The organism is Mesorhizobium sp. ZC-5 (assembly GCF_025753855.1).
In the GTDB taxonomy this organism is placed as follows: Bacteria; Pseudomonadota; Alphaproteobacteria; order Rhizobiales; family Rhizobiaceae; genus Neomesorhizobium.
In genome coordinates, this window is sequence record NZ_JAOWPT010000010.1 from 196,260 (window position 1) to 221,871 (window position 25,612).

At 62.3% G+C, this 25,612-nt stretch carries 24 protein-coding genes and 1 pseudogene; 8 read left to right on the forward strand and 17 right to left on the reverse strand.

What is annotated here, in order from left to right; translation table 11 throughout:
- Nucleotides 1-3: 3 nt before the first annotated feature.
- From OHD58_RS22855 to OHD58_RS22885, 7 genes are all read right to left on the reverse strand, one after another.
- The gene (locus tag OHD58_RS22855) at nucleotides 4-1,224 is read right to left on the reverse strand and encodes a mandelate racemase/muconate lactonizing enzyme family protein (protein WP_263805829.1); all 1,221 of its coding nucleotides are present in this window, start codon (nucleotides 1,222-1,224) and stop codon (nucleotides 4-6) included.
- Nucleotides 1,225-2,001 carry an ABC transporter ATP-binding protein gene (locus OHD58_RS22860; protein ID WP_263805831.1) on the reverse strand — a complete coding sequence of 259 codons (777 nt, stop codon included), beginning with the start codon at nucleotides 1,999-2,001 and terminating at the stop codon, nucleotides 1,225-1,227. It lies immediately after the preceding gene.
- On the reverse strand, nucleotides 2,001-2,852 hold the full coding sequence (locus OHD58_RS22865; RefSeq protein ID WP_263805832.1) for an ABC transporter ATP-binding protein: 852 nt from the start codon (nucleotides 2,850-2,852) through the stop codon (nucleotides 2,001-2,003). The genes OHD58_RS22860 and OHD58_RS22865 overlap by 1 nt, the downstream gene beginning before the upstream one ends.
- A complete protein-coding gene (gene nikC, locus OHD58_RS22870) occupies nucleotides 2,849-3,772 on the reverse strand; it encodes a nickel transporter permease (RefSeq protein WP_263805833.1) in 924 nt (307 codons plus the stop codon). Before nikC ends, OHD58_RS22865 begins: the two co-directional genes overlap by 4 nt.
- A gap of 4 nt (nucleotides 3,773-3,776) precedes the next feature.
- The gene (locus OHD58_RS22875; protein ID WP_263805874.1) at nucleotides 3,777-4,835 is read right to left on the reverse strand and encodes an ABC transporter permease; all 1,059 of its coding nucleotides are present in this window, start codon (nucleotides 4,833-4,835) and stop codon (nucleotides 3,777-3,779) included.
- Nucleotides 4,836-4,861: 26 nt separating this feature from the next.
- On the reverse strand, nucleotides 4,862-6,439 hold the full coding sequence (locus tag OHD58_RS22880; RefSeq protein ID WP_412177281.1) for an ABC transporter substrate-binding protein: 1,578 nt from the start codon (nucleotides 6,437-6,439) through the stop codon (nucleotides 4,862-4,864).
- Between the two features lie 71 nt (nucleotides 6,440-6,510).
- Nucleotides 6,511-7,650, reverse strand: coding sequence for a mandelate racemase/muconate lactonizing enzyme family protein (locus OHD58_RS22885; RefSeq protein ID WP_263805835.1), 1,140 nt, complete (start codon nucleotides 7,648-7,650; stop codon nucleotides 6,511-6,513).
- Between the two features lie 197 nt (nucleotides 7,651-7,847).
- Here OHD58_RS22885 and OHD58_RS22890 point away from each other — a divergent pair, with 197 nt between their 5' ends.
- Nucleotides 7,848-8,777 (forward strand): dihydrodipicolinate synthase family protein, encoded by a 930-nt coding sequence (locus OHD58_RS22890; RefSeq protein WP_263805837.1) that lies wholly within the window; start codon nucleotides 7,848-7,850, stop codon nucleotides 8,775-8,777.
- 40 nt (nucleotides 8,778-8,817) lie between these two features.
- Complete coding sequence (locus OHD58_RS22895; protein WP_263805838.1) at nucleotides 8,818-10,023, forward strand: mandelate racemase/muconate lactonizing enzyme family protein; 1,206 nt, start codon at nucleotides 8,818-8,820, stop codon at nucleotides 10,021-10,023.
- A 168-nt stretch (nucleotides 10,024-10,191) separates the two neighbouring features.
- On the opposite strand, the gene OHD58_RS22900 is transcribed toward OHD58_RS22895, so the two are convergent.
- From OHD58_RS22900 to OHD58_RS22915, 4 genes are all read right to left on the reverse strand, one after another.
- Nucleotides 10,192-11,223: a LacI family DNA-binding transcriptional regulator gene (locus OHD58_RS22900; protein WP_263805840.1), complete on the reverse strand. Its 1,032-nt coding sequence runs from the start codon at nucleotides 11,221-11,223 to the stop codon at nucleotides 10,192-10,194.
- A gap of 71 nt (nucleotides 11,224-11,294) precedes the next feature.
- Nucleotides 11,295-11,714, reverse strand: a complete 420-nt coding sequence (locus tag OHD58_RS22905) for a VOC family protein (RefSeq protein WP_263805841.1) — start codon at nucleotides 11,712-11,714, stop codon at nucleotides 11,295-11,297.
- 44 nt (nucleotides 11,715-11,758) lie between these two features.
- Entirely contained in the window at nucleotides 11,759-12,223 is a 465-nt protein-coding gene (locus tag OHD58_RS22910) for a VOC family protein (RefSeq protein ID WP_263805843.1), read from the reverse strand.
- Nucleotides 12,224-12,265: 42 nt separating this feature from the next.
- Nucleotides 12,266-13,063: an aldo/keto reductase gene (locus OHD58_RS22915; protein WP_263805845.1), complete on the reverse strand. Its 798-nt coding sequence runs from the start codon at nucleotides 13,061-13,063 to the stop codon at nucleotides 12,266-12,268.
- A 163-nt stretch (nucleotides 13,064-13,226) separates the two neighbouring features.
- On the opposite strand from OHD58_RS22915, the gene OHD58_RS22920 reads away from it, so the two are divergent.
- From OHD58_RS22920 to OHD58_RS22935, 4 genes are read left to right on the forward strand one after another with little or no spacing between them, the layout of a single operon-like run.
- The gene (locus OHD58_RS22920) at nucleotides 13,227-14,123 is read left to right on the forward strand and encodes a carbohydrate ABC transporter permease (RefSeq protein WP_263805847.1); all 897 of its coding nucleotides are present in this window, start codon (nucleotides 13,227-13,229) and stop codon (nucleotides 14,121-14,123) included.
- A complete protein-coding gene (locus tag OHD58_RS22925; protein WP_263805849.1) occupies nucleotides 14,120-15,025 on the forward strand; it encodes a carbohydrate ABC transporter permease in 906 nt (301 codons plus the stop codon). The genes OHD58_RS22920 and OHD58_RS22925 overlap by 4 nt, the downstream gene beginning before the upstream one ends.
- A 3-nt stretch (nucleotides 15,026-15,028) precedes the next feature.
- Entirely contained in the window at nucleotides 15,029-16,135 is a 1,107-nt protein-coding gene (locus tag OHD58_RS22930; protein ID WP_263805851.1) for an ABC transporter ATP-binding protein, read from the forward strand.
- A 35-nt stretch (nucleotides 16,136-16,170) separates the two neighbouring features.
- Entirely contained in the window at nucleotides 16,171-17,439 is a 1,269-nt protein-coding gene (locus OHD58_RS22935; protein WP_263805853.1) for an ABC transporter substrate-binding protein, read from the forward strand.
- Nucleotides 17,440-17,747: 308 nt separating this feature from the next.
- On the opposite strand, the gene uxuA is transcribed toward OHD58_RS22935, so the two are convergent.
- From uxuA to OHD58_RS22955, 4 genes are read right to left on the reverse strand one after another with little or no spacing between them, the layout of a single operon-like run.
- Nucleotides 17,748-18,956 (reverse strand): mannonate dehydratase, encoded by a 1,209-nt coding sequence (uxuA, locus tag OHD58_RS22940; protein WP_263805854.1) that lies wholly within the window; start codon nucleotides 18,954-18,956, stop codon nucleotides 17,748-17,750.
- A 45-nt stretch (nucleotides 18,957-19,001) separates the two neighbouring features.
- A complete protein-coding gene (locus OHD58_RS22945; protein WP_263805855.1) occupies nucleotides 19,002-20,282 on the reverse strand; it encodes a TRAP transporter large permease in 1,281 nt (426 codons plus the stop codon).
- Between the two features lies 1 nt (nucleotide 20,283).
- Nucleotides 20,284-20,802, reverse strand: a complete 519-nt coding sequence (locus tag OHD58_RS22950; RefSeq protein ID WP_263805857.1) for a TRAP transporter small permease — start codon at nucleotides 20,800-20,802, stop codon at nucleotides 20,284-20,286.
- Between the two features lie 58 nt (nucleotides 20,803-20,860).
- Complete coding sequence (locus OHD58_RS22955; RefSeq protein ID WP_263805858.1) at nucleotides 20,861-21,835, reverse strand: C4-dicarboxylate TRAP transporter substrate-binding protein; 975 nt, start codon at nucleotides 21,833-21,835, stop codon at nucleotides 20,861-20,863.
- 67 nt (nucleotides 21,836-21,902) lie between these two features.
- Between OHD58_RS22955 and OHD58_RS22960 the strand changes: the two genes are divergently transcribed.
- Nucleotides 21,903-22,622 carry a GntR family transcriptional regulator gene (locus tag OHD58_RS22960; RefSeq protein WP_263805860.1) on the forward strand — a complete coding sequence of 240 codons (720 nt, stop codon included), beginning with the start codon at nucleotides 21,903-21,905 and terminating at the stop codon, nucleotides 22,620-22,622.
- Between the two features lie 234 nt (nucleotides 22,623-22,856).
- Here OHD58_RS22960 and OHD58_RS22965 read toward each other — a convergent pair whose 3' ends face one another.
- On the reverse strand, nucleotides 22,857-23,501 hold the full coding sequence (locus OHD58_RS22965) for a response regulator transcription factor (protein WP_263805862.1): 645 nt from the start codon (nucleotides 23,499-23,501) through the stop codon (nucleotides 22,857-22,859).
- Nucleotides 23,498-25,000: a histidine kinase gene (locus OHD58_RS22970; protein ID WP_263805864.1), complete on the reverse strand. Its 1,503-nt coding sequence runs from the start codon at nucleotides 24,998-25,000 to the stop codon at nucleotides 23,498-23,500. The genes OHD58_RS22965 and OHD58_RS22970 overlap by 4 nt, the downstream gene beginning before the upstream one ends.
- Before the next feature lie 391 nt (nucleotides 25,001-25,391).
- Between OHD58_RS22970 and OHD58_RS22975 the strand changes: the two are divergent.
- Nucleotides 25,392-25,612 (forward strand): annotated as a pseudogene (locus OHD58_RS22975) (branched-chain amino acid ABC transporter substrate-binding protein); the annotation flags it as partial.

Sequence of the window (25,612 nt, forward strand, 5' to 3'; positions counted from 1 at the left end):
ATCCTAGCGATTGATCCGCAGCCTCTGCCGCCGTTCGAATCGGGTCTGAAAGTATGGCACCTCGCTCGCGGTACCGAGGGCGTAGGCGGTGCCGTTATCGGGACTGATTTCCCGCACATTGCGCCGGCTGGGATATTTGAGAATTTCCTCCACCACGATGTCGACGCCAAGCCCCGGAGCATCCGGCACCTTCATATGCCCGTCCACGACTTTTGGCGCGGGCGTGATGACCGTGTCGCGGCCCTCCCAATCGAATTCCAGACGCTCGAGCATCAGAGCGTTGGGGATAGTGGCCATCACATGCAGCGCGGCAAATTCCGCGATCGGGCCTAGCGATCCCGAATGAGGTGCCATGGTGATGTAGTGGCCTTCGGCTATCGCCGCCATCTTGCGCATCTGGGTGATGCCGCCGGCGCGGCCGGTGTCGGGTTGGATGACATCGACGAGACCACGCTCGATGTAGGGTTGGATACCCCAGATGGTGCTGACGCGCTCGCCTGCCGCAAGCGGAACGTTGACGGCGTCCCTGACGCGCGCCAGCGCATCGAGATCCTCTGGCGCCACGGGATCTTCGTAAAACAGGAGGTCCAGGCTCTCCAACTCCCGGCCGACGGCTATCGCGTCCTGTGTCGTCATCCAGGAGGGCCCGTGCGCGTCGACCATCAGATCGACTTTGGGGCCAATGTGATCGCGTATGGAGGCGACAAGATCCAGGTCGACCGTGCCGGTAAAACCGACCTTGATGCCAGTGTAGCCGAGCGCCAGCAGCCGGTCGGCCTTGCCGGCATCCTTAGCATGGCCGTAGACACGAATCCGGTCGCGGAACTTGCCGCCGAGCAGGTTCCAGACCGGCTGTCCAAGCGCCTTGCCCTTGATATCCCAAAGCGCCATCTCGATACCGGTCAACGCACCGCCGCCAACCGTTCCCAGCATGCCGTGCCCCATCATGGAAGCCAGCATCTTGTGCCAGAGACGGTCGATATGTGCCGGGTCTTCGCCGATGAGCATCGGCGCGAGATCCTTGATCGCCGTCTCGATGACGCGGGGCCACCCGGAACACTCGCCTACGCCATGGATGCCCTCATCTGTAAGTATGCGCACGAACAGCCAGTTGCGCGAGCCGCCAAAATTCCCTCCCTCATAATGTTTGGTTGACGCCTTGCTTTTGACCTCGCCCGGCCCGCCGACCTGCATCAGGTAGGTTTCGATGGCTGTGATCTTCATTTATGCGGCTCCGTCCATCGCTTGCGGCTCATCCTTCGCGCTTCCATATTGCTGGCTCGCTGCCAGAAGCAGCTTCGAATAGGGATGCTCAAGCGTGCCGGCTCGGAGCCTGTCCGCCTCGACCTCTTCGACGATCTGGCCAGCCTGCATCACGCCTACGCGGTCGCACATATGCGCGATCACAGCGAGATCATGGCTGACCAGCAGATAGGTCAGCCCCCGCTTCTCGCGCAATTCGTTGAGCAGGTTCAGGATTTCCGCCTGAACCGACACGTCGAGGGCCGACGTTGGCTCGTCGAGCAGCAGCACTTGTGGTTCAAGGATGAGGGCCCGCGCGATGGCGACCCGCTGCCGCTGGCCACCCGAGAGCTGATGCGGGAAACGATACCGCAGTTCGGGATTGAGTCCGACCGACGTCAGCGCCTCGAACACCGCTTCACGCGAGCGCGCCAAGCCCTGGTTGCGCAATGGCTCAAGCAACTGCGCGCCGATTGTCTTGCGCGGATGCAATGAGCCGTAAGGGTCCTGAAACACCATCTGCACCAAGCGGTAGAATTCCTTGGCGCGGACAGGGCTCAGAACCTTGCCACCGATCTCGATCTCGCCACGATAGTCCGGGTTGAGGCCGGAGATGGCGCGCAGCACCGTCGACTTGCCGCACCCGGATTCGCCGACGAGGCCGTAGCTGCCGCCGGTCTCGACCGAGAAGCTTATGCGTTTGACCACCGCTTGTCGCGGTGAGCCGAGGCGGACAACAAGATCGCGCAGGTCGATCATCAGATCTTTTCCGCCACGTTTGCCCAGGAAGGATCACGCTTTAGCGTCGGCAGGCGCGACACCTTGCGGTCGATCGACGGCAGAGATGCCAACAGCCCTCTCGTGTACGGGTGCTTGGCTTCTCCAAGTTGCGATGCGGCCACCGTTTCGACGATGCGCCCTGCATACATGATGACGACGCGGTCGCAGAAACGACGGACCAGATTGAGGTCGTGGCTGATCAGGATCAGGCCGAGATTGCGGCGCGTCACCAGTTCGTCAAGCAAGCTCAGCACTTCGAGGCGAACGGTCACGTCGAGCGCGGAGGTCGGCTCGTCGGCGATCATGACCTCGGGCTCGGCAATCAGCATCATCGCGATCATGACACGCTGGCCCATGCCGCCGGAGATTTCATGCGGATAGAGCCTGGCGACGCGTTCCGGGTCGCGAATCTTGACGGCGTTGAGCATTTCCAGAACCCGCGCCTTCGCCGCCGCCTTGCCCCCAGCGTTCGGATAATGCTGGAGGTAAGTTTCGGCGATCTGTTCGCCGACGCGCATGACGGGGTTGAGCGAATATTTCGGGTCCTGCAGAATAAGGCCGATGCGCCGACCGCGCACGTGCACCATGTCCCTGCTGCTGGCGGTCAGCAGATCGATCTCCTGAAAGCGCAGGCGGTCTGCGGTGACGCGAGCCGTCGGCGGCAGCAAGCGCATGATCGCGCGGCCCACTGTCGACTTGCCCGAGCCGGATTCGCCGACAATGCCGAGCTTTTCGCGGCCAAGTGTGAAGCTGACGCCGCGCACGGCTTTTATTTTACCGCCACCGAAGCCGACTTCGAGGTTGGTGGCCTCAATCAGGGGCGCGGTCATTCGGCACCTCGCGCATCGAGCACGTCGCGAAGGGCGTCGCCGAACAGGTTGAAGGCGAGGCTGACAAGGGCGATGGCAATACCGGGAGCGGCAATGACCCATGGACTTTCGATCATGAACTCACGGCCGCTGGACGCCATGGCGCCCCATTCAGGCGAAGGCGGAACGGCACCGAGGCCGAGGAAACCAAGACCGGCGGCGGTCAGGATGACACTCGCCATGTTGAGTGTGACCCGCACGATCACCGAAGGCACGCACATCGGCAGGATGTGCCGCGAGATGATGGACCAGGCCGAGGCACCTTGCAGCCGGATGGCGGCGATGAAGTCCGCCTTCCTGAGGCTGAGCGTCTCGGCACGCGCCAGACGCGCAATTGGCGGCCAGGCCGTCAGCGAAATGGCGATGATCGCATTGGTTATACCGGGGCCAAGCGCCGCGGCAAAGCCAAGCGCGAGCACCAGGCCCGGGAACGACAGGAAAACATCGGTGATGCGCATCAGAACTTCGTCCACCCACCCGCCAAAATAACCCGAGCAGGTGCCGATCAGCAGGCCGATGGGCGCCACGATCACCGCGACCAATATGATGATGTAGAGTGTGGTGCGCGCGCCATAGACGATGCGCGAATAGACGTCGCGGCCGAATTGGTCGGTCCCCAGCAGATGTTCCCAAGACGGCGGCGCAAGGCGGTTCGCCATGTTCTGCGCGATTGGGTCATAGCTGGTCAGCAGCGGTGCACAGATGGCGACCACGATCAGCAGCATGATGACGGCCAGTCCGACCAATCCAAGGGGATGTTCACAAAAACGCTGCCAGCTCTTGTAGAACTGTTGCACGCTGGCCTGCGTACGGCCTCGCGGGTTCGGTTGCAAAAGCCACCCGCGCACGCCGCCCTGTCTTTCCAGTGCCTGCTCGCTCATGACCTTACCGTGTCCGCGGATCGAGGATGCGATAGAGCGCATCCGACGCCAGGTTGATGATCAGAAAGACCACGCCGATCATGAGCACCGAGCCCATCACGACATTGATGTCGTTCATCTGAATGCCGCGTGTGAGATACTGGCCCAGCCCGGGCCACGCAAAGACGGTTTCGATGAGCACCGCCCCGTCGAGCAATCCGCCGAAAGTGAGCGCTATGATGGTAAGCAACTGCACGCGGATGTTCTTGAAGGCGTGACGCCAGATCACCTGTCTCGGCAACAGACCCTTGGCCTGCGCGGTGACGACATATTCCTGCGAGAGCTGTTCAAGCATGAAGCTGCGGGTCATGCGACTGATATAGGCGACTGAGTAGTAGCCCAGGATCGTCCCCGGCAGGACGATATGGTTGAGCGCATTCCAGAAAACGTCCCAGTTGCGGTCGAGCGCCGCGTCGAGCAGCAGGAAGCCGGTCACCGGCGTGACGAGGCCTTCGTAGAAGACATCGACACGGCCGGACGCGGCAAACCAGTCGAGCTTCGCGTAAAAGAACAGCAGCGCCATCAACGCCAGCCAGAAGCTCGGAATGGAGTGGCCGGCCAAGCCGATGAGGCGCGCAACGAGGTCGACCACGGTCCCACGCTTGACCGCCGCGACGATACCGAGCGGCACGCCGAGGCCGACGCCGACCAGCAGCGCCACCGCCGCAAGCTCCACCGTTGCCGGAAACACCATCAAAAGGTCCGTGACGACCTTTTGACCGGTGGTGGTCGAGACGCCGAGGTCGCCTTGCAGCACTTTGCCGACATAGGTCAGAAACTGTTCCCAGACGGGCCGGTCCAGGCCAAGTTCCAGGAACACCCGGTCGTAAACCTCCTTGCTGACCTCCGGCCCGGTGATGGCGATCACCGGGTCGTTGGGCAACAGGCGGCCCATTGCAAAAGTCAGAGCCAGCAGTCCAAGCAGGGTTGTCGCAATCGCGGCGACACGGCCGGTAAGCCGCCGCGCCAGTGCGGCGACGCGCGAGGGCTCCGGGTCGTCAAAGTCGTGATCGGCGGAGAGCATGGCCCCCCGCCCGTTCGTGCTGACGGTCATTTCTTCGTCACGTCGTGCCAGCGGGTCGACCAGGTGGTGTGCCCCGCGTAGCCCTGCACGTTCTTGCGCATCACATAGGGGTCGCTACGTTGAAAGAAGATCACCAGACCGGGGTCCATCTTGCTGTAGATGTCGTCCATCTGCTTGAAGAGATCGGCCCGCTTGCCGGCATCACTTTCGCGCATGGACTGATCCACGAGCTTGTTGAGGTCCTCGTTCTGTTGGCTGACGCGCCACAGATAGTAGCTGCCAAGCCGAGCCTCATCGCGATTGTCGGGATTGTAGGCGTATTGGGTTGCGACCGCGAAGGGATCGGGCAACCGAGCACCGGAATTGCCGACCAGCACCTCGAACTTGCGTTCGCGAAATGCCGGGGTGAATTCTCCAGGAACGAGGTTGAGCTCGATGCCGGCGGCACGAGCGCTCGCCTGCAGCGCTTCCGCGATCGGCAGTGTCGCATCGCTCGAGGGGTTGAGCGTCTTCTTCAAGCCGTCGGGATAACCCGCATCGGCCAGCAGCTTCTTTGCCATTTCCGGATCGTAGGTGTGGCGATTCAGTGGATCTGCCGGAGCGCCTATCATACCCTTCGGCACCATCGACTGCCACGGCGAGCCCAGATACTTCATGATGTTGTCCTGGATCGCCTTCCAATCAAAAGCATGCTGGAAGGCGCGGCGCACTTCCGGCTTCTGGAGATCGGGATCCTTCGTGTTGAGAGCGATGTAGTAGAAGCCGAGCCCCGGCACGCTGTCGATCGCCATATCCGGATTCTTGGACAATGCCTCAAGGTCGCCGCTGGACACATAGTGCCCAACGTCGACGTCTCCCTTCTCCATCTGCAGACGCAGATTGCCGGATTCGGGAATGTGCATGACGGCGACCCGCTGCATCGCTGGAGCACCACCCCAATAGTCCTTGCGGGCGTCAAACATCGCGATGTTGTTCGGGCGAAGCTGGCTCAGCACGAATGGCCCGCTGCCAGCGGTATTGGCGGCAAGCCAGCCGGATCCGAAATCGCCGTTCGCCTCGTGTTCGAGTGCCGTCTTCTTGTCGACGATGCCAACCGAGGAACCGGCCAGCGAGGCCAGCACCAGGTCGGTGTTCACCTCTATCGGGAGCTCGATGACCAGGGTATGCGCGTCCTGCGCACGAACCAGCTTGTCGACATTTTCCTCGGTGAAGCCCCACAGCGCCAGGTCGGTCGACCCCACCTGTCCCATCTTGATAATTCGCTGGATGGACCAGGCTGCGTCCTCGGCGGTCACCGGGTTGCCACTGGAGAAGGTCGCATCCTGTCGTAGCTTCATGGTGATCGTCTTCCCACCATCGGAGACAGACCACTCCGTTGCCAGCATCGGCTCGAGCTTGTCGATGCTTGCCGGCTTCGTCTGCACGAGATTGTCATAGGCATTGGAAATCAGCTCGGACACCGTCCGCGCATTGTTGGCCGCGGGATCCAGCGTGCGGATGCCGCCGATATTGGTACCGATAACCAACATGTTCGGCGGCGACTCGGCGAGCGCATCAACGCTTGCAAAAGCCGACACCGATGCAAGAAGCGCGGCAGCGATCATATGTCTGGTCATGCATCTTCTCCCGTTAGGCGGCGGCCCATCTGTGGACCGACACGATTGTTAAGCGCGTTTCAGGGGTAGCCGAGCGATCCGTCCGGCTTCAGTGGCAACGTCCGGTGCCAATGAACGTAGTGGTCTTTCTCGAGGTACTTCTCGTCGATCTCGACGCCCCATCCCGCACGATCCGGTCGCAGTTCCAGATAGCCGTCCTTGGGCAAATACGGATCCTTGACGTAAGGCGCCTCGGTCGGCAGGCGGTATTCGAGAATCTTGAAATTCGAGGTCGCTGCGGCGAAGTGCAGGTTCACGGCAGTAGCGAGCGGCCCCATCGGATTGTGAGGCGCGATGGGCACGAAATGCGCCTCGGCGATCGCAGCGATCTTCCTCATTTCGAGCAGGCCGCCGACCACGCAGATGTCCGGCTGCGCGATGTCGCAGCCGCGCACCTGGAACAGCTTGAGAAATTCATAGCGGCTGTAGAGGCTTTCGCCGGTGGCAAGCGGGCACCTGATCTTGGACCGGACTTCGCCCCAGGCCTCGAAGTTCTCCGGCCTGATCGGCTCCTCGAAGAACAGCGGATCGTAAGGCGCCAGCGCATCACCCAGTTGGATAGCCTGCCACGGCTCGAAGAGTTTGGCATGTGCGTCAAACGCGAACTCGAAATTCGCCGGAGCTATCTCGCGCAGGCGCCGGAAATAGTCGGCGCTGGTTCGTACCACCTCGCCCCAACGCTCGGCATGGAAGTCGACTCTGTAGGGGCTGAGCTTGAAGGCTGTAAGCCCGTACTTCTCGTTTTGGGCCTTGACCGTATCGATCGCTATCGCCGGATCCGGCGCAGTGTAAACGCCAAGATAGACACGCACGCGATTGCGCACTTCACCGCCCAGCAGCCGATAGACCGGAACATTGAGCGCCTTGGCCGAAATGTCCCATAAGCAATGGTCGATGGCCGAAAAGGCCGAAAGGTGCATCGCCCCGCCGGGGAACCGCGCCTGCTGCTGAAGCTTCAGCATGAGGTATTCGATGCGCCGGGGATCCTCACCCTTGATCTGCTCGAAGAAGTAATCGAGGATCGGCAGGAGCCCCCTGTCGGGCCCGTGATTGTAGCACTCCCCCCAGCCAGTGATTCCGGCATCCGTATCCATCGCGACGATGACGCGCGGACGGTTGCCGTCGCGCGCCATGAAGCCGCGCAAGCGAATGATTTTCATGCCAGACAGTCCTCCCAGGCAGCAATTCAAGGCTAGCTACGCATTCTCAAGTTGTCAATTATCTTTTCATCTTCTCTTGACTGATCCGGACGATGTTGTTCATATGATTGATATATGTGCCGCTAACGCGGCCCCAGCCTGCTGCGCGGCGAGTGGGCTGAGCATGTTCTTGATGATCGGTTTGAAGGAGGCACTGCATGAGCATCGAACGGGTTCGGGCATCGCTCGGAGGGATATCCGGCATTCATGTCACGCCTTATCAAGCGGATGGCTCTCTGAATGAGGCCTTGCTCGCAAAGCTGGTGCGGCGCCAAGCCGACGCGGGCATTCACAACATCGTCTCGGGTGGCAATACCGGCGAGTTCTTCAGCCTTGCCTTCGATGAGGTGGTTCGTCTGCACGCCGTCGCCTTCGCAGCCATGGAAGGGTCCAAGTCGGTGCGCACCGCGGCAGTGGGCCGGTCATTGCGCGAGGCTCTTGCCACGGCAAAACTGGCGATCAGTGCCGGCGCCGAGGCATTGATGTCCCATCATCCGCTTGATCCGTTTGCCGCGCCGCAGGCACAGGCAGACTATTTTATTGCCATCGCCGAGGAATCGGCTGTGCCGGTCGTCGCCTATCTGCGCTCCGACGCCATACCGGTTGGCGAGGTGGTGCGTATTGCCCGGCATCCCAACATTGCCGGGATCAAGTTCGCCACGCCCAATCTGATGCATCTGGCCGAGTGTATCAGGGCAACGACAGACTGTGCGGCGGTCTGGGTCTGCGGGCTGGCCGAAGGTTGGGCTCCGGCCTTCTATGCCGCCGGCGCAAAGGGCTTTACATCGGGCCTGGTCAACGTCGTTCCCGAGCGGTCGCTGGCCATATGGGCCGCGCTGGAAGCCGGTCGCTATCACGAGGCGCGAACGCTGATTGCGCTGGTTGCCCCGTTCGAGGCAATGCGCACGAAATTCAACAACGGTGCGAACGTAACAGTGGTCAAGGAGGCGATGGCGCTGAGCGGTTGGGATGTCGGTCCGGTTCGCCTACCGGGCCTGCCGAATCTTTCCGGCGGGGATCGCGAGGAGCTTGGGCGCATACTCGCAAGCATCGGCCACCCGATGGAAAACGTTCACGCCGCCGAATAGTCGCCGCTCAGCGGCCCGTATCATCCGATCGCACCTGCCCATGAAAATCACAGCACTCGAAACGGTCCAACTGCCACACCTCAACAACATTGTTTGGGTGCGCGTGCACACTGACGAAGGTGTCGTTGGGCTCGGCGAGACCTTCCGCGGCGCTCACGCCGTGGCCCGCTATATTCACACGGAAATCGCACCGCAGTTGATCGGTCGTGACCCTTTGGAAATCGATGCGATTTCCAAACTGTTGACGGAATCCTATGTCGGGTTCCGCTCGTCGGGCGTCGAAATGCGCGCGGCATCGGCCATCGATATCGCCCTGTGGGACATTTTGGGTAAGGTCGCCGGTCTGCCCGTGCATCAGTTGCTGGGCGGTCTGTCGCGGCCGAAAATCCGCACCTACAACACCTGCGCCGGCTACACCTACAACAAGCAGGGCGCTCGTCGGTACATTGGCGATCAGGACCAGGCGAAGGAAGGTCCTTACGAGGACCAGATCGCCTTCCACCGTGACGCCGGTGCCTTGGCGCAAAGCCTGTTGGAGGAAGGCATCTCGGCCATGAAGATCTGGCCCTTCGATCCCTTCGCGGTGGCCAGCGGCGGCAACTTCATCCACAAGGCCGACCTCGACAAGGCGTTGCGTCCATTCCGCCAGATACGCGACGCCGTCGGTGATCGCATGGAGGTGATGGTCGAACTCCATTCCATGTGGGACCTGCCTGCGGCACTGGCCATCGCACGCGGGCTGCAGGAGTTCAGACCGTTCTGGGCGGAAGATCCGATCAAGATGCAGGATACCGACGCGCTTATGGTCTACGCGCAGCGCTCCGGCCTGCCGGTCTGCGCCAGCGAGACCGTGGCCACCCGCGCGCAGTTTCTGGAAATCCTCCGCAAAGGCGCGGTCGACTACGTCATGCTCGATATTTCATGGTGCGGCGGCCTCAGCGAGGCAAAGAAAATCGCAACCATGGCGGAAGCGTTCCAGCGGCCGATCGCACCACACGATTGTACCGGCCCCGTCGTATTCGCGGCTTCGATCCATCTGTCGCTCAACGCACCCAACGCCGTCTTCCAGGAATCGGTCCGGGCCTATTACAGTTCGTGGTACCGCGACCTGGTAACCGTCATGCCACGCATCGAGAAAGGCCACATCTATCCGTTCGAGGGCGCAGGCCTGGGGCTTGAACTCACGCCCTATGTTCTCGATCATCCAGACGCTATCGTGGAGAGGACCACAGCCACCGATCTCTGAGAGCACGGCGACGGAGCTCTTAGGCGTGACAATTCCTCAAATCCGCGGCTTTGCTCAAGCGTTGCGGTGACAGGGCTAGTCTAGATTCGGGCGCCCTCCGCATGCGTGCTCGGCGCGCGGACATTGCGCACATAATCCGTCGGTTTATGCACGGCACCGCCGGTTGCATCAGCGCGCGGGGCCTGGTTCCGAGCCGGAACTGGCCCTGACAACCAGCTCCGGCTCGATCAGCGTGACACAGGGCGCGCCACAAGTTTCGGGCCGTTCGATGCGCTGCAAGATTCGATAGACACCGATCTTGCTGATCTCGTCAGCGGCATAGTTCACCGTCGTGAGCGGCAGCGCGCCATATTGTGATATCTCGGTGTTGTCGTAGCCGATGACGGCGAAGTCGCGCGGCACGGCGAGGCCATTCTCCCGGCACCAGTGCAGCGCGCCAACCGCCAGCGAGTCGGTCGAGGCAAACAGTGCGGTCGGTCGCGGCTCGCTGGCCATCACCCGCCGCATGGCGGCGAAACCGTGCACCGGCGCGTGACCTTCGGGTTCGAATACGATCAGCGCCTCGTCCGACAGTCCGGCTTCGCCGATCGCCTTCTGCGCGCCGTGCATCTTGTCGAAATTGCCGAGGCCACGTCCGCCATCGAGCATGGCGATGCGGCGATGTCCTTGCTGGCAAAGCAGGCGAAACGCCTTGTAGGCGCCGATGCGGTCGTCGATCGCCACCGTGTCGAGGCTGGAACCCGGCAGTTCGACCAGCAACAGCACCGGCGTTCCGGCGCGGTCGGCGGCCTCGATGTGACCGAATTCCCGGTGGTCGGCCGGATAGATCAACATGCCGTCGACCTGGTAGGACAGGAACAGCTCGATGGCGAGCCGCTCGTTCTCGACGCTCGAATCCGAGGCGGCGAACATCATGGCGTAGCCGGCGCGCGACAGTTCCCGCTCGATGGTTCGCGCCGCAAGCGTCAATGTCGGGTTCATGATGTCGGTGAGGACGAGACCGATGGTGCGGGTAGTGCTGTGCACCAGCGAGCGGGCGATGTGGTTCGGCGAGTAGTTGAGGCGTTCGGCCGCCTCCAGGATGCGCTCGCGCGTTTCCTTCGGCAATCGCGGGCTGCCGCGCAGCGCCAGCGAAACCGTGTTGGCCGAGAAGCCTGTGGCTTCGGCTATGTCCTTGAGGCGTGCGCGATATCCTGCCATTTCCCGTCATGTGTCCCGCCTGCCGGCTGCGGCAGCCGGACAGCAGAGCCGATATCAAGGCTTTGCCCGGTTTACCAGTCCGCCACCCGGTCGCGGCCGACGAACTGAGCGCTCTTGTCGGTGTATTCGAACAGCTCGATCCGCACATTGTTCGGGTCGCGGATCCACGCCTGGTAGGTGTCGTCGCAAGCGTATTTCTTCTTGGTCACCTCGACATCCTTCGACTTGATATGCTCGATGGCCGCGTCGATGTTTTCGACCTCCAGGCAGAAATGGGTGATCTGGTTGGTGTCGGCGTAGGAGGTACCGTCCTTCTGGAACACCTCGACATGGCTGCGGCCGCCGCAGTTGAGGTAGAAGCCGAAAATCTTCCCGTCGCGCAGGAAATTGAACTGGATGCTCAAGCCCAAAACATCTTCGTAGAATGTCCGGGTCTTTTCGAGGTCGTGCGCGAAGATGCACACATGCGCCACCTGTTTCACCTTGATCATGGTCTGTCCTGCCGTTTCTCTCGCAATTGAAGTTCCGTCGTCGCTCAGTAGATCGAGCGCACCTGCGCTCGCGCACCTGCCGCCAGGTTGCGCTCCGCTTCAAACTGAATGCATTGCGGCGCCATTTCCTGGATCTCGATGCGGTTGCCGTCGAGATCCTCGATCCACATGCCCCAGTTTCCGTCGACGCCGCGCACCGTCTTGCGCGGCCGGCTGAGCTTCACGCCAGCTTCGGCGAGCTTCTTCTCCGCCTCATCGGCATTGGCCACCGTCAGGCAGAGATGGTTCATGCCGGTTCGGCCCGGATCGGGCGACGCGGCGCCGTCGCCGCCCGGCAGCAGCTCCAGGTAGAGATGTTCGCTGATGCGATGGTAGACGATCCACGGCTCGCCCCTGGCATCGAGCAGTCGCAGCATCTCCGGAAAACCGATCCGCTCGTAGAAGCCGACCGAAGCCTCGAGGTCGTTGACCTTCAGGGCGATGTGTCCGAACCCTTCAAAAATTCCCATACCCTCTCCTCCTCCGGGATGCAGCCGTTCCCGTTCAAAAAATCAGTCCCAGTTCGGCCCCCATGACGGGTCGATATGGCGTTCGCCGCGATCGAGCCCCGCCAGTCCGTGCATGTCGGCTTCGTCCAGCACGATGCCGCCGGCGGCCATGTTGGCCTTCTGGCGTTCGGGGGTCGCCGACTTCGGGATGACGATCGATCCCCGCGCCAGCAGATAGGCCAGCGCGACCTGGCTTTCGCTGGAGCGGTGCTTGCGGGCTATCGCCGTGAGCACCGGATCGCCGTCCACCCGGCCGCCGGCAAGCGGCATGTAGGCCGTGGGCGGGATGCCCCTCTCCCGGCAATGCGCGTCGAGCGCCCGGTTCTGCAGAAACACGTGCTGCTCGAACTGGTTGGTCGCCAGCGCACCCTCGCCAATCTCGGCGATGGCCTCGTCGACATGGCGCCGAGTGAAGTTGGAAACCCCGATCAGGCGCGCCCTGCCGGTGTCACGCACCCGCGCCAATTCGCCGATATAGGCCCGGATCGGCGGTGTGTCGTGCGGTGCCGGCCAGTGGATCAGTGCAAGGTCGACATGGTCTAGACCTAGCGCCTTCAGGCTGTCGTCGATGCTCTCTGCCAGTCTGCCGAAATTGGCGGCGGTAACTTTGGTGGTGACGAAAAATTCGCCGCGATTCAACCCCGAGCACGCCACGGCCTTGCCGACATTTTCCTCTGTGCCGTAGGTCTGCGCGGTGTCGAGATGGCGGTAGCCCAGATCGATCGCCGAGCCGAGCGCCGCCAGGCCGTCCGCGCCGGTCAGGCCGAAGGTTCCCAGGCCGATCTTCGGTATCGCCTCCAAACGCCTCTCCCGTTGTGATCGGCCGGCGCAACGTTCCGCTTCGGTCGAAAGGCCATTGACGCTGCCTCGGACTTCCTCTTATATTAACGTTAATACAGGCGCAAGAGGTAGGGGCGCCATACGGCGACAGCGGTCGAGGAACCGCGGCGGCCGGGGAGGAAAAATGAGCGTTCGATGGAACTGGGTATCGCCCAGGATCGCGCTGATACCGGCGTTGGCGATTACCGCGATCGCTTTCTTCGGGGCAATCATCTGGACGGTCTGGATCTCGTTCACCCGCTCGCGCCGCTTTCCCGACTATGCCATCGACCTCGCCGACTGGACACGGCAGTACGAGCGGCTGTTCGGCGACAATGCCTGGCAGACCGCCTTGCAGAACGTGTTCGTGCTGGCGCTGGGCAGCGCGCTGGCCATCGTCTTCGGCTTCATTCTTGCCGCGATGATAGAGCGCGAAAAACGTGGCGAGGGCTTCTTCCGCACGCTGTTCCTGTATCCGCTGGCCGTTTCCTTCATCGTCACCGGCCTAGTCTGGCGCTGGATGTTCAACCCCGACCTCGGCGTGCAGAACTTTCTGCGCGGTCTCGGCTGGGAAGGCGCCAGCTTCAACTGGCTCGCCGACTCGCACACCGCGATGTACGGCATCATTCTCGCCTCCATATGGCACGGACTCGGCTTCTACATGGCGCTGATGCTGGCCGGTCTGAAATCCATCAACACCGAGATCTGGAGCGCGGCACGGCTCGATGGGGTCAGCTTCTGGCGGCTCTACATCGAGATCATCATCCCGATGCTTAAATTCACCTTCCTGACCTGCGCCATCCTCTTGTCGCTGGGCGTGGTGAAGACCTATGACATCGTTCTGGCGATGACCGGCGGCGGCCCGGGCACGTCGACGTGGACGCCGGCCTATTTCGTCGTCAACTCCTACGCGGCCCGAGGCAATATCGGCTTTGCCTCCTCGGCCGCGGTGATGATGCTGGTGATGACGGCGGTCCTATTCCTGCCGCTGGTTCTAGTTACCGCCTGGCAGGCGCGTCGCCGCGAGGCCATGGTGCAATGAGCGCGGTTGCGGCCAGCGCCGCCATCCCTGTCTCGCGGGCACGACGCCGCAAGCGGATACGCGGCTCCTCGATCGCGATCCTGGTATTCCTCACCATGTGCGCGGCCTTCGTGTCGCTGCCACTCTATGTGGTCATCGTCACCTCGTTCAAGACCATGGAGCAGATCGCGTTAGGCGAAGTCTTTGCCTTGCCGACCGAGTGGACGATCGAGCCTTGGCGAATGGCCTGGTCGGAGGTCTGCGCCGGCATGACCTGCGAGGGGGTGAGCCACGGCTTCTGGGTTTCGATGAAAATCCTGTTCCCGAGTCTCCTGCTGTCGATAGGCATCTCGGCGGTCACCGGCTACGCGCTGGCGCTGTGGAAGATCAGATGGGCAGGCACCTTCCTGTTCGTCCTGTTCCTCTGCGCCTTCGTTCCGTTTCAGATCATCATGATCCCGCTGGTGCTGCTGATCTCGTCGCTCGGCATCTTCGGCACGATCTGGGCGGTCGCCATCGTCCACTCCATCCTGGCGATGCCGCTGCTGACGCTGATCTTCCGCAATTTCTACAAGGACGTGCCGGAGGAGATCATCAACGCCGCGATCATGGATTGCGGCTCGTTCTGGCGCATCTTCTTCGAGATCATCCTGCCGATGTCGGCCAACATCATGATCGTCGTCCTCATCCTGATGATCACGACGGTGTGGAACGACTATCTGATCGGTCTGATCTTCGGCGGGGTCGGCACGCAGCCGATGACTGTAATCCTCGCCAACACGGTCATCACCTCGTTCGGCGTGGTCAAATACAATGTCGACATGGCGGCCGCACTACTTACCGCCATACCGCCGCTCATCGTCTACTTCGCTTTGGGCAAGTTCTTCGTGCAAGGCATCACCGCCGGTGCGATCAAGGGATAGGCCGTGCCGCACGTCGAGTTCCACAACATCGTCAAGCGCTTCGGCCGAGTGACCGTGCTGGAGGACCTCAACCTTCGGGTCGAGGACGGCGAATTCCTCGTGCTGCTTGGCCCTTCCGGATGCGGCAAGACCACACTGCTCAACATGCTGGCCGGGCTTCAGGAGGTCACCGAGGGTTCGATCGTCATCGGCGGCCGCGACGTCACCGATCTCGACCCGAAGGATCGCGGCCTGGCCATGGTCTTTCAATCCTACGCGCTCTATCCGACCAAGACCGTGCGCGGCAATCTGAAGTTCGGCCTGTCGGCCCAGAAACTCGACCGCTCTGAGATCGAGCGCCGGGTACAATGGGCGGCAAAGCTGCTGCAGATCGACCGACTGCTCGACCGCAAGCCAGCGCAATTATCTGGTGGTCAGCGCCAGCGCGTCGCCATCGGCCGGGCATTGGTCAAGAACGTCGACGTCTTCTTGTTCGACGAACCGCTCTCCAACCTGGACGCCAAGCTGCGCACCGAGATGCGCCTGGAGATCAAGCGGCTGCACCAGGAACTGGCCAAGACCATCGTCTTCGTCACCCACGATCAGGTTGAGGCGATGACCATGGCGACGCGGATCGCGGTGATGGACGCCGGCGTTATCCAGCAGATCGCCACGCCCGACGAGATCTATGAGCGTCCGGCCAACCTGTTCGTGGCCCGCTTCATCGGTTCACCGGCGATGAATACGCTGAAGACGACGGCGGTGCGCAAGAACGGCTGCATTGGCGCCGTCCATGCGCCGACGGGCGTGCACATGGACCTGTCCGCCTATCCTTTCTTGGCCCAGCCCAGGGATGGAGATCCGCTGGTCATCGGGCTGCGACCCGAGCATTTCACCATCGGCTGCGACGCGCGCGGTGATGTCGGGGCGCGGTTTTCGCTGCCCGTCCGCTACACCGAGAAGAACGGCAGCGATGTCACCGCCTTCGTCGATTCCGCCGACGGCGAATTGATCGCCGTGCGCTTCGATCACAAGCACCATCACGTTCCAAAAACCGGGGACGTCGTTGAAATCCACTTTCCGAAAGACCGCTTCGACGTCTTCGACGCGGTCTCCGAAAAACGCATCTAGGCCACAAGGCACGCTAGATAAGGGAGGAAATGGCGATGAATTCCAGGATCGGATGCATAAGTCTGGCGCTCGCGACGTGCGTTGCGTCAGGGATGGCGGCGCAGGCGGCGGACTTGACGATGTTCCATTCGTGGTCGAACGAAAGCGAGATATCGGCGCTCAACGTGTTCGTGAACGCGCTCAAGGCGAAGGGCCACACGATCAAGGAACTGGCAGTACCGCACGAGCAGTCCGGCGCCGGCGGCCCGATCGTCGCTCTGGTGGTGGCCGGCACGCCGCCGAACATCTTCCTCACCGGCAATATCGACGTCTATCGCGACATTCGCGATCGCGGCATGGGCCAGACGGTCGGCGAGCAGTTCGACAAGATCGGCGCCACCAACCATTTCCCGCTCGCCGTTCAGGAGGCGATCAAGATCGACGGCGAGGTACGCAAGATCCCGTCGGGCATCCATATCGACGGCATGCTCTACTACAACATGAAAGTGGCCAAGGCCGCCGGCGTCGACCCGACCGCATGGAAGAGCGTCGACGAGATGTTCGCCGACATGGAGAAGGTGAAGGCGGCCGGCTACAATTTCATGGCGATGGGGGGCAACACGTTCCAGGCCGGCTATCTGTTCCATGCGCTGATGGCGGGCGTCGCGGGGCCGGAGGTCTACAACAGATTCTACCGGGTCGATGCCGGCGGCAAGCCCGACGCCACGGTCTTCGAGGAGAAGGGTCTGCGCGACGCCATCGAGACGTTCCGCCGCATCACCGCGCAGGCCGACGAAGGCTGGGTCAACCGCCAGTGGAACGAGTCGACCAACACCGTCATCTCCGGCAAGACGCTGATGCATTTCCACGGCGATTGGATGAAGGGACAATGGAAGGCGAGTAAGAAGGTGCTCGGCGAGGATTTTGGCTGCCTCAACCTGCCCGGAACCAAGGCGCTGGCGGTGACCGTCGATTCGATGGGGGTTCTCGGCGGCGACACGGTTTCGCCGGAGCAACTGGCGGCCGAGATGGAAATGGCGTCGATCGCCGTCGATCCGGCCAATAATGCCGAGTTCGCGGCGCTGAAGGGCTCGACGCCGGTGCGCACCGACGCGCCGTCCGACAAGCTCGACGCCTGCAACAAGCTGGTGCTGGACTCCCTGGCCAAGGACGGGTTCTGGGTACTGAACCCGTTCTACATCAGTGATTCCGACTGGATCAATTCCGTCTGGAACACGATGTTCACCTTCCAGGGTGATGCCGCCATGACAACCGACGATGCTGTCGCCATGCTGAAGGAAGAGTACGAGTCGATCTTCAAGTAAGGCAAACGTCGCGTAGGCGGGCCGGATCCTTCTGCGAAGGCGCTATATTAGTCGGCCATGCGGGTGGTGTGCGCGATGCGCGATGTGATGTCGCCGAGGACGTGGACGCATACCTTGCGTCCACGTCGCCGATGGAACAAGCTTAGCGCTGGCTTTCGCTCGCCCGTCAGCTCTTTGCCAGTAGGCGTTCATTTCTTGCGTTGGGTTGCCGTGATGAGCAGATCGGGCGTCGGGCGCTTGGTGAGCCTTGCTGTTCCTGCAGCCAACGCGATCACTTGCAATGGTCGAACCTTGGATTATGCCACATCTTATCCCTTGGCGGCTGACTGCAGCGCCCGTTCCACCCCGCGCAGTTCGGCAAGCCCCTTGAGTCGGCCAACTGCGGGATAGCCTGGCTGCGCGCCACGCTTCAGATCGTCGAGAATGTCCTGCCCGTGATCGGGCCGCATCGGGATTTGCGCGTCGGCGCGGCCCTCCTCCTTGCGGCGTGCCTCCTCCTTCAGCAAGGCGGCCACCACCGCAACCATGTCAGTATCACCGGCCAGATGCTCGTCCTCGTAGAACGAACAGGGCCACCCTCCCATCTCCCGCCTGACGTTGCGTAGATGCGCGAAATGGATACGAGGACCGATCCGCCCCACCATGCCGGGCAGGTCGTTATCCGGCCTGGCGCCCAGCGAGCCTGTGCAGAACGTCGCGCCGCTCGCCGGGCTGTCGACCGTTTCGAGCAAGGCGCGGTAATCGGCCTCGGTCGACATCACACGCGGCAGGCCGAGCAGCGGAAAGGGCGGATCGTCAGGATGGCAGCAAAGCCTCAAGCCCAGCCGCTCCGCGCTGGGGACGACCTCCGCGAGAAAGTCCATCAGATTGGCGCGCAGGCGCGCCGCGTCGATCCTGGCATAGGTGGCGACCTGTGCTCGCAGCCCGTCGAGCGACCAGCTCTCGGTTGCGCCCGGCAGGCCGGCATTGATGTTGCGGGCGAGCCTTGTGCGCGCCGCGTCATCCATCGCCGCGAATCGGCGGGCCGCCGCTTCCGCGATCTCGGGCGCGAAGCTTTCGACCGCGCCCCTGCGGGCGAAGACATGGATGTCGAAAGCAGCGAAATCGATCAAGTCGAAGCGCATCGTCGTGCCCCCATGGCCGACCCGCCAAGCGAGATCCGTCCGGGTCCAGTCGAGCACCGGCATGAAGTTGTAACAGATTGTGGCGATGCCCGCCGCGGCGAGGTTTTCCAGCGAGGCACGGTAGGCAGCGAGATGCGCCTTCCAGTCGCCGGTCTGGGTCTTGACGGCCTCCGAGACGGGAAGGCTCTCCACTACCTCCCACTCGAGGCCGGAGGGCGATCCGTCAGGGAAACGGCGTACCGCATCCTGCCGCCTTGCGATCTCGGCCGGCGTCCAGACTGCGCCGTGGGGGACGTGATGCAGCGCGGTAACGATGCCTTGCGCGCCCGCCTGCCGCGCGTCGGCGGTCGTCACCTTGTCGACCGGACCGAACCAGCGCCAAGTGTGCCTCATGTTCCTGCTCCCGGGCGAAAGTATAACAGGACCGTCATCGTCACTTCATCCGAACGCGAGGTTGGGGAGCCACAGCACGACTTCCGGGAAAAAGACGAGGGCTGTGATCAGGGCGCAGATAGCGGCGATGAACGGGATCGACTCGATAGAATACTCTTCGATCGTGACATCCATCAGGGCGCAGACGGCGAACATGGCCGAACCGCTCGGCCACGTCATGCCGCCGAGCGTAACGATCGACATCATCAGGATGCCGAAATGGACCGGGTCCATCCCGACATTGACGACAATCGGCACGAAGATCGGGGTCAGCAGCAGGACCATCACAGTACTATCGAGCGCAAGCCCCGCGACGAGCAGGAACAGCAGGACGACGAGCACGATCATGTTGGGATCGGTGATGCCCGCCAGCATCCAGTTGGCCAGGTTCTGCGGCACCTGCAGGTAGATGGTGGCGAAGCCGACCATGCCGCTCATCAGGATGATCAGCATGATCAGTCCGACATCCGATGAGGCATGGGCGAAGGCGCGCCAAACTTTCTCGACCGTCAGTTCGCGATGGGCGAGGAAGCCGACCGCGAGCGCGTAGACCACCGCGAAGGAGCCGACTTCGGACGGCGTGAACACGCCGCCACGGATAGCGAGAACCAGTGCGACCGGGAACATGAGCGCCCATTTGGCCTCCCAGGTCGCTACCGCCAGCGCCTTGACGCTCGGCCTGGTGCTGTCGGCGACGACGTAACCGCGGCGCCTCGCGATCACGTAGGTGGTGATCATCAGCACAGCCATCATCAGGAAACCTGGAACGATGCCGGCGAGGAACAGCCGGCCGATCGAGACGTTGCCGATATAGCCGTAGAGGATGAGTCCGATCGAGGGAGGAATGGTCGCCGTGATCAGCGAACCGACGGCGATCGCGGCCGCGGAAAAGCCCTTGCCATAGCCCTTGGCGATCATGGCAGGCCCGAGGATGCGCGCCTCCATAGCTGCGTCGGCTACCGCCGACCCGGACACCCCGCCCATCAAGGTAGAGAGCACGATGGCGACTTGGGCGAGGCCGCCCGACATCCAGCCGACGGCGACCAGCGACACTTTGAGCAACCGGTCGGTGATGCCGCTCTCGTTCATCAGGTGCCCGGCGAGCACGAAAAACGGGACAGCGAGCAGCGGAAAGCTCTGGCTCATCGAGGCGATCTTCTGCACGCCGATAGAGAGCGGCATGCCCGAATCCATGACGAAGAAGACAAAACCGGCGATGCCCGTGGCGAATGCCACCGGCATGCCCAGCACCATAAGCAAAACGAAGACCACCGAGATCAGCAGCATGTCACAGCTCCAGCGGAGGCGGCGCGCCCCGGTCGGCCGCCGTGCGCGTATAGACCAGGAGGCCCTGCCCGCGTCGACGCCAGGCGTCGGCCATGTTCTGCATCAGCGCGACGCCAAGCAGGAAGCAGCCCACAGGCACGGCCGCGGTAACCCAGGCATAGGACAGCGTCGAGTCGCCGAAGGTGCGTTCACGGTTGAGCAGGGTGAGGTGGAAGCCCTCAACGGCGAGAACCGCGAGGAAAGCCAGCACGATCGCCGCGCAGACCATTTCCAGCCACAGGTGCGAGCGATGGCCGAGATACTTGACCATGACCTCCATGCCGAGATGCGATTTCTCGCGCATCGCCTTGTTGGCGCCCAGCATGCACAGCCAGATGAAGAGAAGCTGCGCCATGTCGACCGACCAGATCAGAGGATGGCCGTAGAAACGCATGATCGCCGCGATGAAGACGAGGCCGGTGATCGCGGCGAGCAGTGCGACGCAGATCGCAAGCTCGACTTGCGCGAGACGCTTGAGCATGGGGATTCCCCTGACGCTGCGGCGTGGGGCCTAGCACCCCACGCGATGCGGTTTCAGCCTACTTTGCGGCAATCGCCTGAAGTTCGTCGCGCAGCGCAGCGTAGCCGAGCTTCTCGTAGACGCCGGCCGTGGCTTCCTTGAACGGCGTGACGTCAATCTCGGTCACCGTCATGCCTGCTGCCTTCAGGTCGGCCTCGATCTTGGCCAGCATGTCGCGCGTGCCGTAGGAGGCGACGTCGCCCGCCTTCAGCGCTTCGTCGCGCAGAATGGTCTGCAGCTCCGCCGGCAAGCTGTCGAACCAGGGCGCGCTGGTCACCAGTCCGGTGATCAGGTTGATGTGGCCGGTCTTGGTCAGGTGCTTCGTGACCTCATACAGCTTTGATCCGTAGCCGGCCGGCAGCTGCGCCTCGACCGAATCGATCGCTTTCTGCTCGAGCGCGGAATACACCTCGGCATAGGGCATCGGCGTCGGCACTGCACCCATCGCGGTGATGGTCTCGACCCAGACGGGCGCTCCCGGCGTGCGCATGCGGTTGCCGGCAAGGTCGGCCGGCTTGCTTACCGGGCCGGCGGTCCACAGGTGCCGCTCCCCCTGCCACCAGTTGAACGACAGGACCTGGTGCCCCGACGCGTCATGTAACTTGTCCACCCAGGTCTCGAACATGTCTGATGTCACCACCTTACGGATCCCGTCATAGCCATTGGCCAGATAGGGCGCGCCGAGTACACCGAACTCCTTGACAAAATTGGCCAGGCGCCCGCCGTCGACGACTACCGCGACCGGCGCGCCGGCGCGGGCCTGCTCCAGCACGTCCTCGTCGGGTCCTAGCTGCGAATTAGGGAACAGCTTCACCTCAAGTGCGCCGTTCGAGCGCGCGGCGACGGCATCGCGAAAACTCTCCAGTCCCTTGTAAAGCGGATCGGTCGTGGTCAGTGCTGTGTTGATGCTGAGCGTGTGGTCGGCAGCGACGACTGGCCACGCCACCGCCACGAGGCCAACGGCCAGAAATGCCTTCAGCGAAGCGAATTTCATGATTTCCTCCCTTGGAAAAGCGATCTATCCAATCCTTAGCCGCTTCCGTAGACTAGAATGGTAGTATATGACTGTCAACATGATGGACGCTGAACTTGATTTCCTGCCCGACGAAGGCCGGCGCGCGCGCCAAGGAACCATGGGTACGCGCGTCTTCCAGGCGCTGCGGCAAGCCATCGTCCAGCTCCAACTCAGGCCGGGCAATCCGCTGTCCGAGGCCGATATCGGCCGCCAGCTTGGCGTTTCCCGCCAGCCGGTGCGCGAGGCCTTCATCAAGCTCGCGGAGGCGGGACTCGTAGAGATCAAGCCGCAGCGCGGCACATTCGTGCGGCTCATCTCGGCCCGCGAGGTGCGCAACGCCCGGTTCCTGCGCGAGGCGATCGAGGTTGCCGTGGTGCGCAAGGCGGCGGTCGAGGCGACGTCGGAACAGGTGCGCCGGCTGCGACGCATCATCGAGCAGCAGCGCGAAGTTGCCGAGCACGGGGACAATGTCGGCTTCCTTCGCCTCGACGAGGCCTTCCACCAGGCACTGGCGGCAAGCGCCGACTGCGAGGACGCTTGGTGGGTCTTGGAGGGGCTGAAGGCGCAGATGGATCGCGTGCGCTACCTGTCGCTGCCGGACGCGACGCCGCTGGAAACGATCATCGGCCAGCACGAGGCGATCGTCGACGCCGTCGAACACGCCTCACCGGAGGCGGCTGAGGCAGCGATGCGCCACCATCTGTCGGAGATCCTCATCTCGCTGCCGAAACTCTCGGTCCAGCGCTCCGAATTCTTCGCGGACTGAGCGCTTGGCGGTCGCTGGAATCACGGGGTGGGCGGTTTCGGCGGTTATTGTCGGCATTGCGGGACGAGTGCCACAGTTTGCGGAGTGGGAGCTACCGCTTCGCGTCAATTACCGACCTCACCAGCATCATGGGCAGCGTCGGCTCACCTGCCTACTTCGGCTTTGGCTGGGCAGATCAGTGGGGCCACCTCGTTTGCCGGATTGCGTCATCCGCACATTCCGCGCAGAACAAACTCATCTGGGATATTCGGATGACGACAAATATTGGACGGCCAACTTGATAAGTTCCGGAAGGTTGCGGGCGCCAAGTTTCGACTTGAGTTGCGCGCTGGTGTTCACGACGGTCTTGTAGCTGACGCCGAGATCACTGGCGATCTGCGCATAGGGCTTGCCCTCGGCAAGCAAGGCAAGCGTATGCAGTTCGCGGGACGTGGTCTCCGCCAGCGGATTGTGGTTTCCCGCGCTTCCCAACATGGCAACCTGCATCGCCATCTCGTGCCCAAGGTAGGGCTTGTTTCGACGAACGGCCTCGAATGCATCGAGAAAATCACGCGGACCGGAGTCCTTCAGTGCGTATCCGGTGGCGCCGGCCTTCAGCGCACGGCTGACGACAAGCGGGTCGCTATGCATGCTGAACGCCAGAATCGGCGTGCGCTTGTCGTGAAGACGCAAGCGTCGGATCAGCTCAAGGCCGCCGAGGCCACCGCTCTTCAATGACAGGTCAACGACGACGACATCGGGCTTTTTGCGCCTGAACAGCCGGTATCCGTCGGCAACACTGTCTGCCTCCAGCACATCCTGGACGCCGGCATCCTGCAGGACTCGCCGGCACCCCTGCAGGACGATGGGATGGTCATCGATAAGTAGAACTGTCGTCACCGCTGGGCAGCCTCCAATGTCCGCTTGCCGGGTCCTGCGTGGCTGCTGTTTTCGACTGGTATCTGGACCTTGAGCCGCGTTCCCCGGCCTCCCGGATTAGGGCCGAGCGAGATGGTGCCGCCAAGTGCGCGGACCCTCTCTTCCATGCTGGTCAAGCCGAGACCGCGCGTGTCGCCCAATGACGTGCCGGTGCCGTCGTCCGTAATCGACAGGTGAAGAACAGGACGAACATCGAGATCGCCCTTGGTTCGCGGCTCAACTGGACATTCTCTCAGGTCGACGTCGAGGCTAGTCGCCTGGGCGTGCCGCAATGCGTTGGTGATCCCTTCCTGGACGCAGCGATAGATGGTGATGTTGGTGGCATCATCATACCTCGCTGCCAGATTGTCGACGGAAAGTGTAATTTTCGGCACCGGGCCGTGCCGCTGGAACTCCGAGATCAGGCCGCCCAGCACTTCGGAGAGGGCAAGGTGGTCCAGCGCCATCGGACGCAGCCTGTCGAGAAGGCGGCGATTCATGAGCTGTATCTTGTCGGTAATCTCCTCGATCGTGGCGGCCCGCTCACGTATGGTCTGCCCGACCTCTGTTGGCAGACGGCGTGCCAGGATTTCCAGCGACGTAACGTCCGCCTTGATTCCAAAGAGACAGGGGCCAAGCTCGTCGTGGAGTTCGGATGCTATCCGACGACGCTCGTCATCCTGAACCGTCAACAGATGACGGCTTAGCTGCCGGTTTTCCGACCGTGCCAAGTCGAGCCGAAGGGCGAGGGCGTTGAAGCGATCCGTGATTTCCGCGAGTGCCTGGATGTTCGGGCGGGCAAGCCGATGGCGAAACTCCCCCTGCTCCAGTTCGCTAAGTCCGGCGGCGACGCCCTCCAATGGGTGCAACAGCCGGCCTAACGCGAAGTAAAGCAATACGAGCACGGCAAGGCCAAGCCCCAGCGCGACAACCAGGAGGTCCTTCGTTTCCCGCCATACCTCGGCGATCTCGTCGGCGGCATGGCCAACAATGACAATGGATCCGATATGGCGGCCTTCCGATACGATCTGCATCTCGCGCCGCACATCTTCGACATTCACCACGGACGCAAACCAGCGCGGCACGTCGTCTTGCTCATCGATTGACGGAAACGGCAAGAGTGCGGCGCGTCCGGCATCGGCTGCACTTATCGCAAGGACGCGGACGTGGCGCAGCTGGCCGATCCTGCTGGGAAGTTGCTCGATCTGCGGGGCACGCTGGAACTGTGGCTGCGTAACCAACTCGCGAACAAGCTGTTCCGCGGTCGTCATGGCGGCGGCAACCTCGACTTCGGAGGATTTCTTTGCGTTGTAGATTATCGTGACCGTAGCAGCAGCGCCTGCAAGGAGACCCACAAGAATGATCGTCGCCAGGATTTGTCCCCGCAGCGATATCGCGCGCCAGCGGGCAACAGCCCAGGAACGCCATCGTTCCTGAATCCTGGGTCGGGCAAATGGCCGGCCGGATATGCTGTCGAACATCGACTTGTCCTTGGCTAAGGTCGTTCGCCGGATTTGACCATTCCTCCGGTGATGCGGCACCGCCGTTCCTCGACTTTGTGACACGAGCACCTTGGCGCTGGCAATCTTTGCCCCATCGCCGCCGGGCCTATGTGGCAGAATGGACATCGAACACGGGAACTTTTGGCAACGAAGTGGAGGACAAGTGCCATAGGCGCGTCCGGCGAACCTCTATAACCTGACTTGACCTGGAAACAGGTACACGCGTCCACCCATCAGCGGTGTCCGGAGAGCGGTTCCCTAAACCGCAACGATCCGGACACCGCTGCAAGGGCGCGATCAAAGGGGCGGGCACCTCCTTGAACGCGTCGAGATGGCTACCTTGGTAGCCATTGCGGCGAAGGAGTGGTTCATGAGGCATCTGACAGCCATGGCCTTATCGGCCCTGCTGGCACTACTTCCGGCAAGCATGGCTTCCGCTCAGACTTCGAAGCCTGAGCCTATCGACATTCGTATCGGCTATCTTCGTGCTTATGCTCCAAGCTTGGCGTTGTCGGTGCTTGATGTTCCGCCGCGTGACGAGGGGGTTGCCGGTGGCACTGTGGCGATTGCCGACAACAACACGACCGGCAG

Bases quoted from the DNA above. Each gene is read 5' to 3' on its own strand.
- OHD58_RS22910 (WP_263805843.1), bottom strand. From the start codon at position 12,223: ATGGGAATTTTTGAAGGGTTCGGACACATCGCCCTGAAGGTCAACGAC.
- OHD58_RS22945 (WP_263805855.1), bottom strand. From the start codon at position 20,282: ATGCTGCTGATCTCGGTGGTCTTCGTTTTGCTTATGGTGCTGGGCATG.
- OHD58_RS22925 (WP_263805849.1), top strand. From the start codon at position 14,120: ATGAGCGCGGTTGCGGCCAGCGCCGCCATCCCTGTCTCGCGGGCACGA.
- OHD58_RS22950 (WP_263805857.1), bottom strand. From the start codon at position 20,802: ATGCTCAAGCGTCTCGCGCAAGTCGAGCTTGCGATCTGCGTCGCACTG.
- OHD58_RS22935 (WP_263805853.1), top strand. From the start codon at position 16,171: ATGAATTCCAGGATCGGATGCATAAGTCTGGCGCTCGCGACGTGCGTT.
- OHD58_RS22875 (WP_263805874.1), bottom strand. From the start codon at position 4,835: ATGCTCTCCGCCGATCACGACTTTGACGACCCGGAGCCCTCGCGCGTC.
- uxuA (WP_263805854.1), bottom strand. From the start codon at position 18,956: ATGAGGCACACTTGGCGCTGGTTCGGTCCGGTCGACAAGGTGACGACC.
- OHD58_RS22885 (WP_263805835.1), bottom strand. From the start codon at position 7,650: ATGAAAATCATTCGCTTGCGCGGCTTCATGGCGCGCGACGGCAACCGT.
- OHD58_RS22860 (WP_263805831.1), bottom strand. From the start codon at position 2,001: ATGATCGACCTGCGCGATCTTGTTGTCCGCCTCGGCTCACCGCGACAA.
- OHD58_RS22900 (WP_263805840.1), bottom strand. From the start codon at position 11,223: ATGGCAGGATATCGCGCACGCCTCAAGGACATAGCCGAAGCCACAGGC.
- OHD58_RS22905 (WP_263805841.1), bottom strand. From the start codon at position 11,714: ATGATCAAGGTGAAACAGGTGGCGCATGTGTGCATCTTCGCGCACGAC.
- OHD58_RS22920 (WP_263805847.1), top strand. From the start codon at position 13,227: ATGAGCGTTCGATGGAACTGGGTATCGCCCAGGATCGCGCTGATACCG.
- OHD58_RS22880 (WP_412177281.1), bottom strand. From the start codon at position 6,439: ATGATCGCTGCCGCGCTTCTTGCATCGGTGTCGGCTTTTGCAAGCGTT.
- OHD58_RS22970 (WP_263805864.1), bottom strand. From the start codon at position 25,000: ATGTTCGACAGCATATCCGGCCGGCCATTTGCCCGACCCAGGATTCAG.
- OHD58_RS22865 (WP_263805832.1), bottom strand. From the start codon at position 2,852: ATGACCGCGCCCCTGATTGAGGCCACCAACCTCGAAGTCGGCTTCGGT.
- OHD58_RS22895 (WP_263805838.1), top strand. From the start codon at position 8,818: ATGAAAATCACAGCACTCGAAACGGTCCAACTGCCACACCTCAACAAC.
- OHD58_RS22890 (WP_263805837.1), top strand. From the start codon at position 7,848: ATGAGCATCGAACGGGTTCGGGCATCGCTCGGAGGGATATCCGGCATT.
- nikC (WP_263805833.1), bottom strand. From the start codon at position 3,772: ATGAGCGAGCAGGCACTGGAAAGACAGGGCGGCGTGCGCGGGTGGCTT.
- OHD58_RS22960 (WP_263805860.1), top strand. From the start codon at position 21,903: ATGACTGTCAACATGATGGACGCTGAACTTGATTTCCTGCCCGACGAA.
- OHD58_RS22955 (WP_263805858.1), bottom strand. From the start codon at position 21,835: ATGAAATTCGCTTCGCTGAAGGCATTTCTGGCCGTTGGCCTCGTGGCG.
- OHD58_RS22855 (WP_263805829.1), bottom strand. From the start codon at position 1,224: ATGAAGATCACAGCCATCGAAACCTACCTGATGCAGGTCGGCGGGCCG.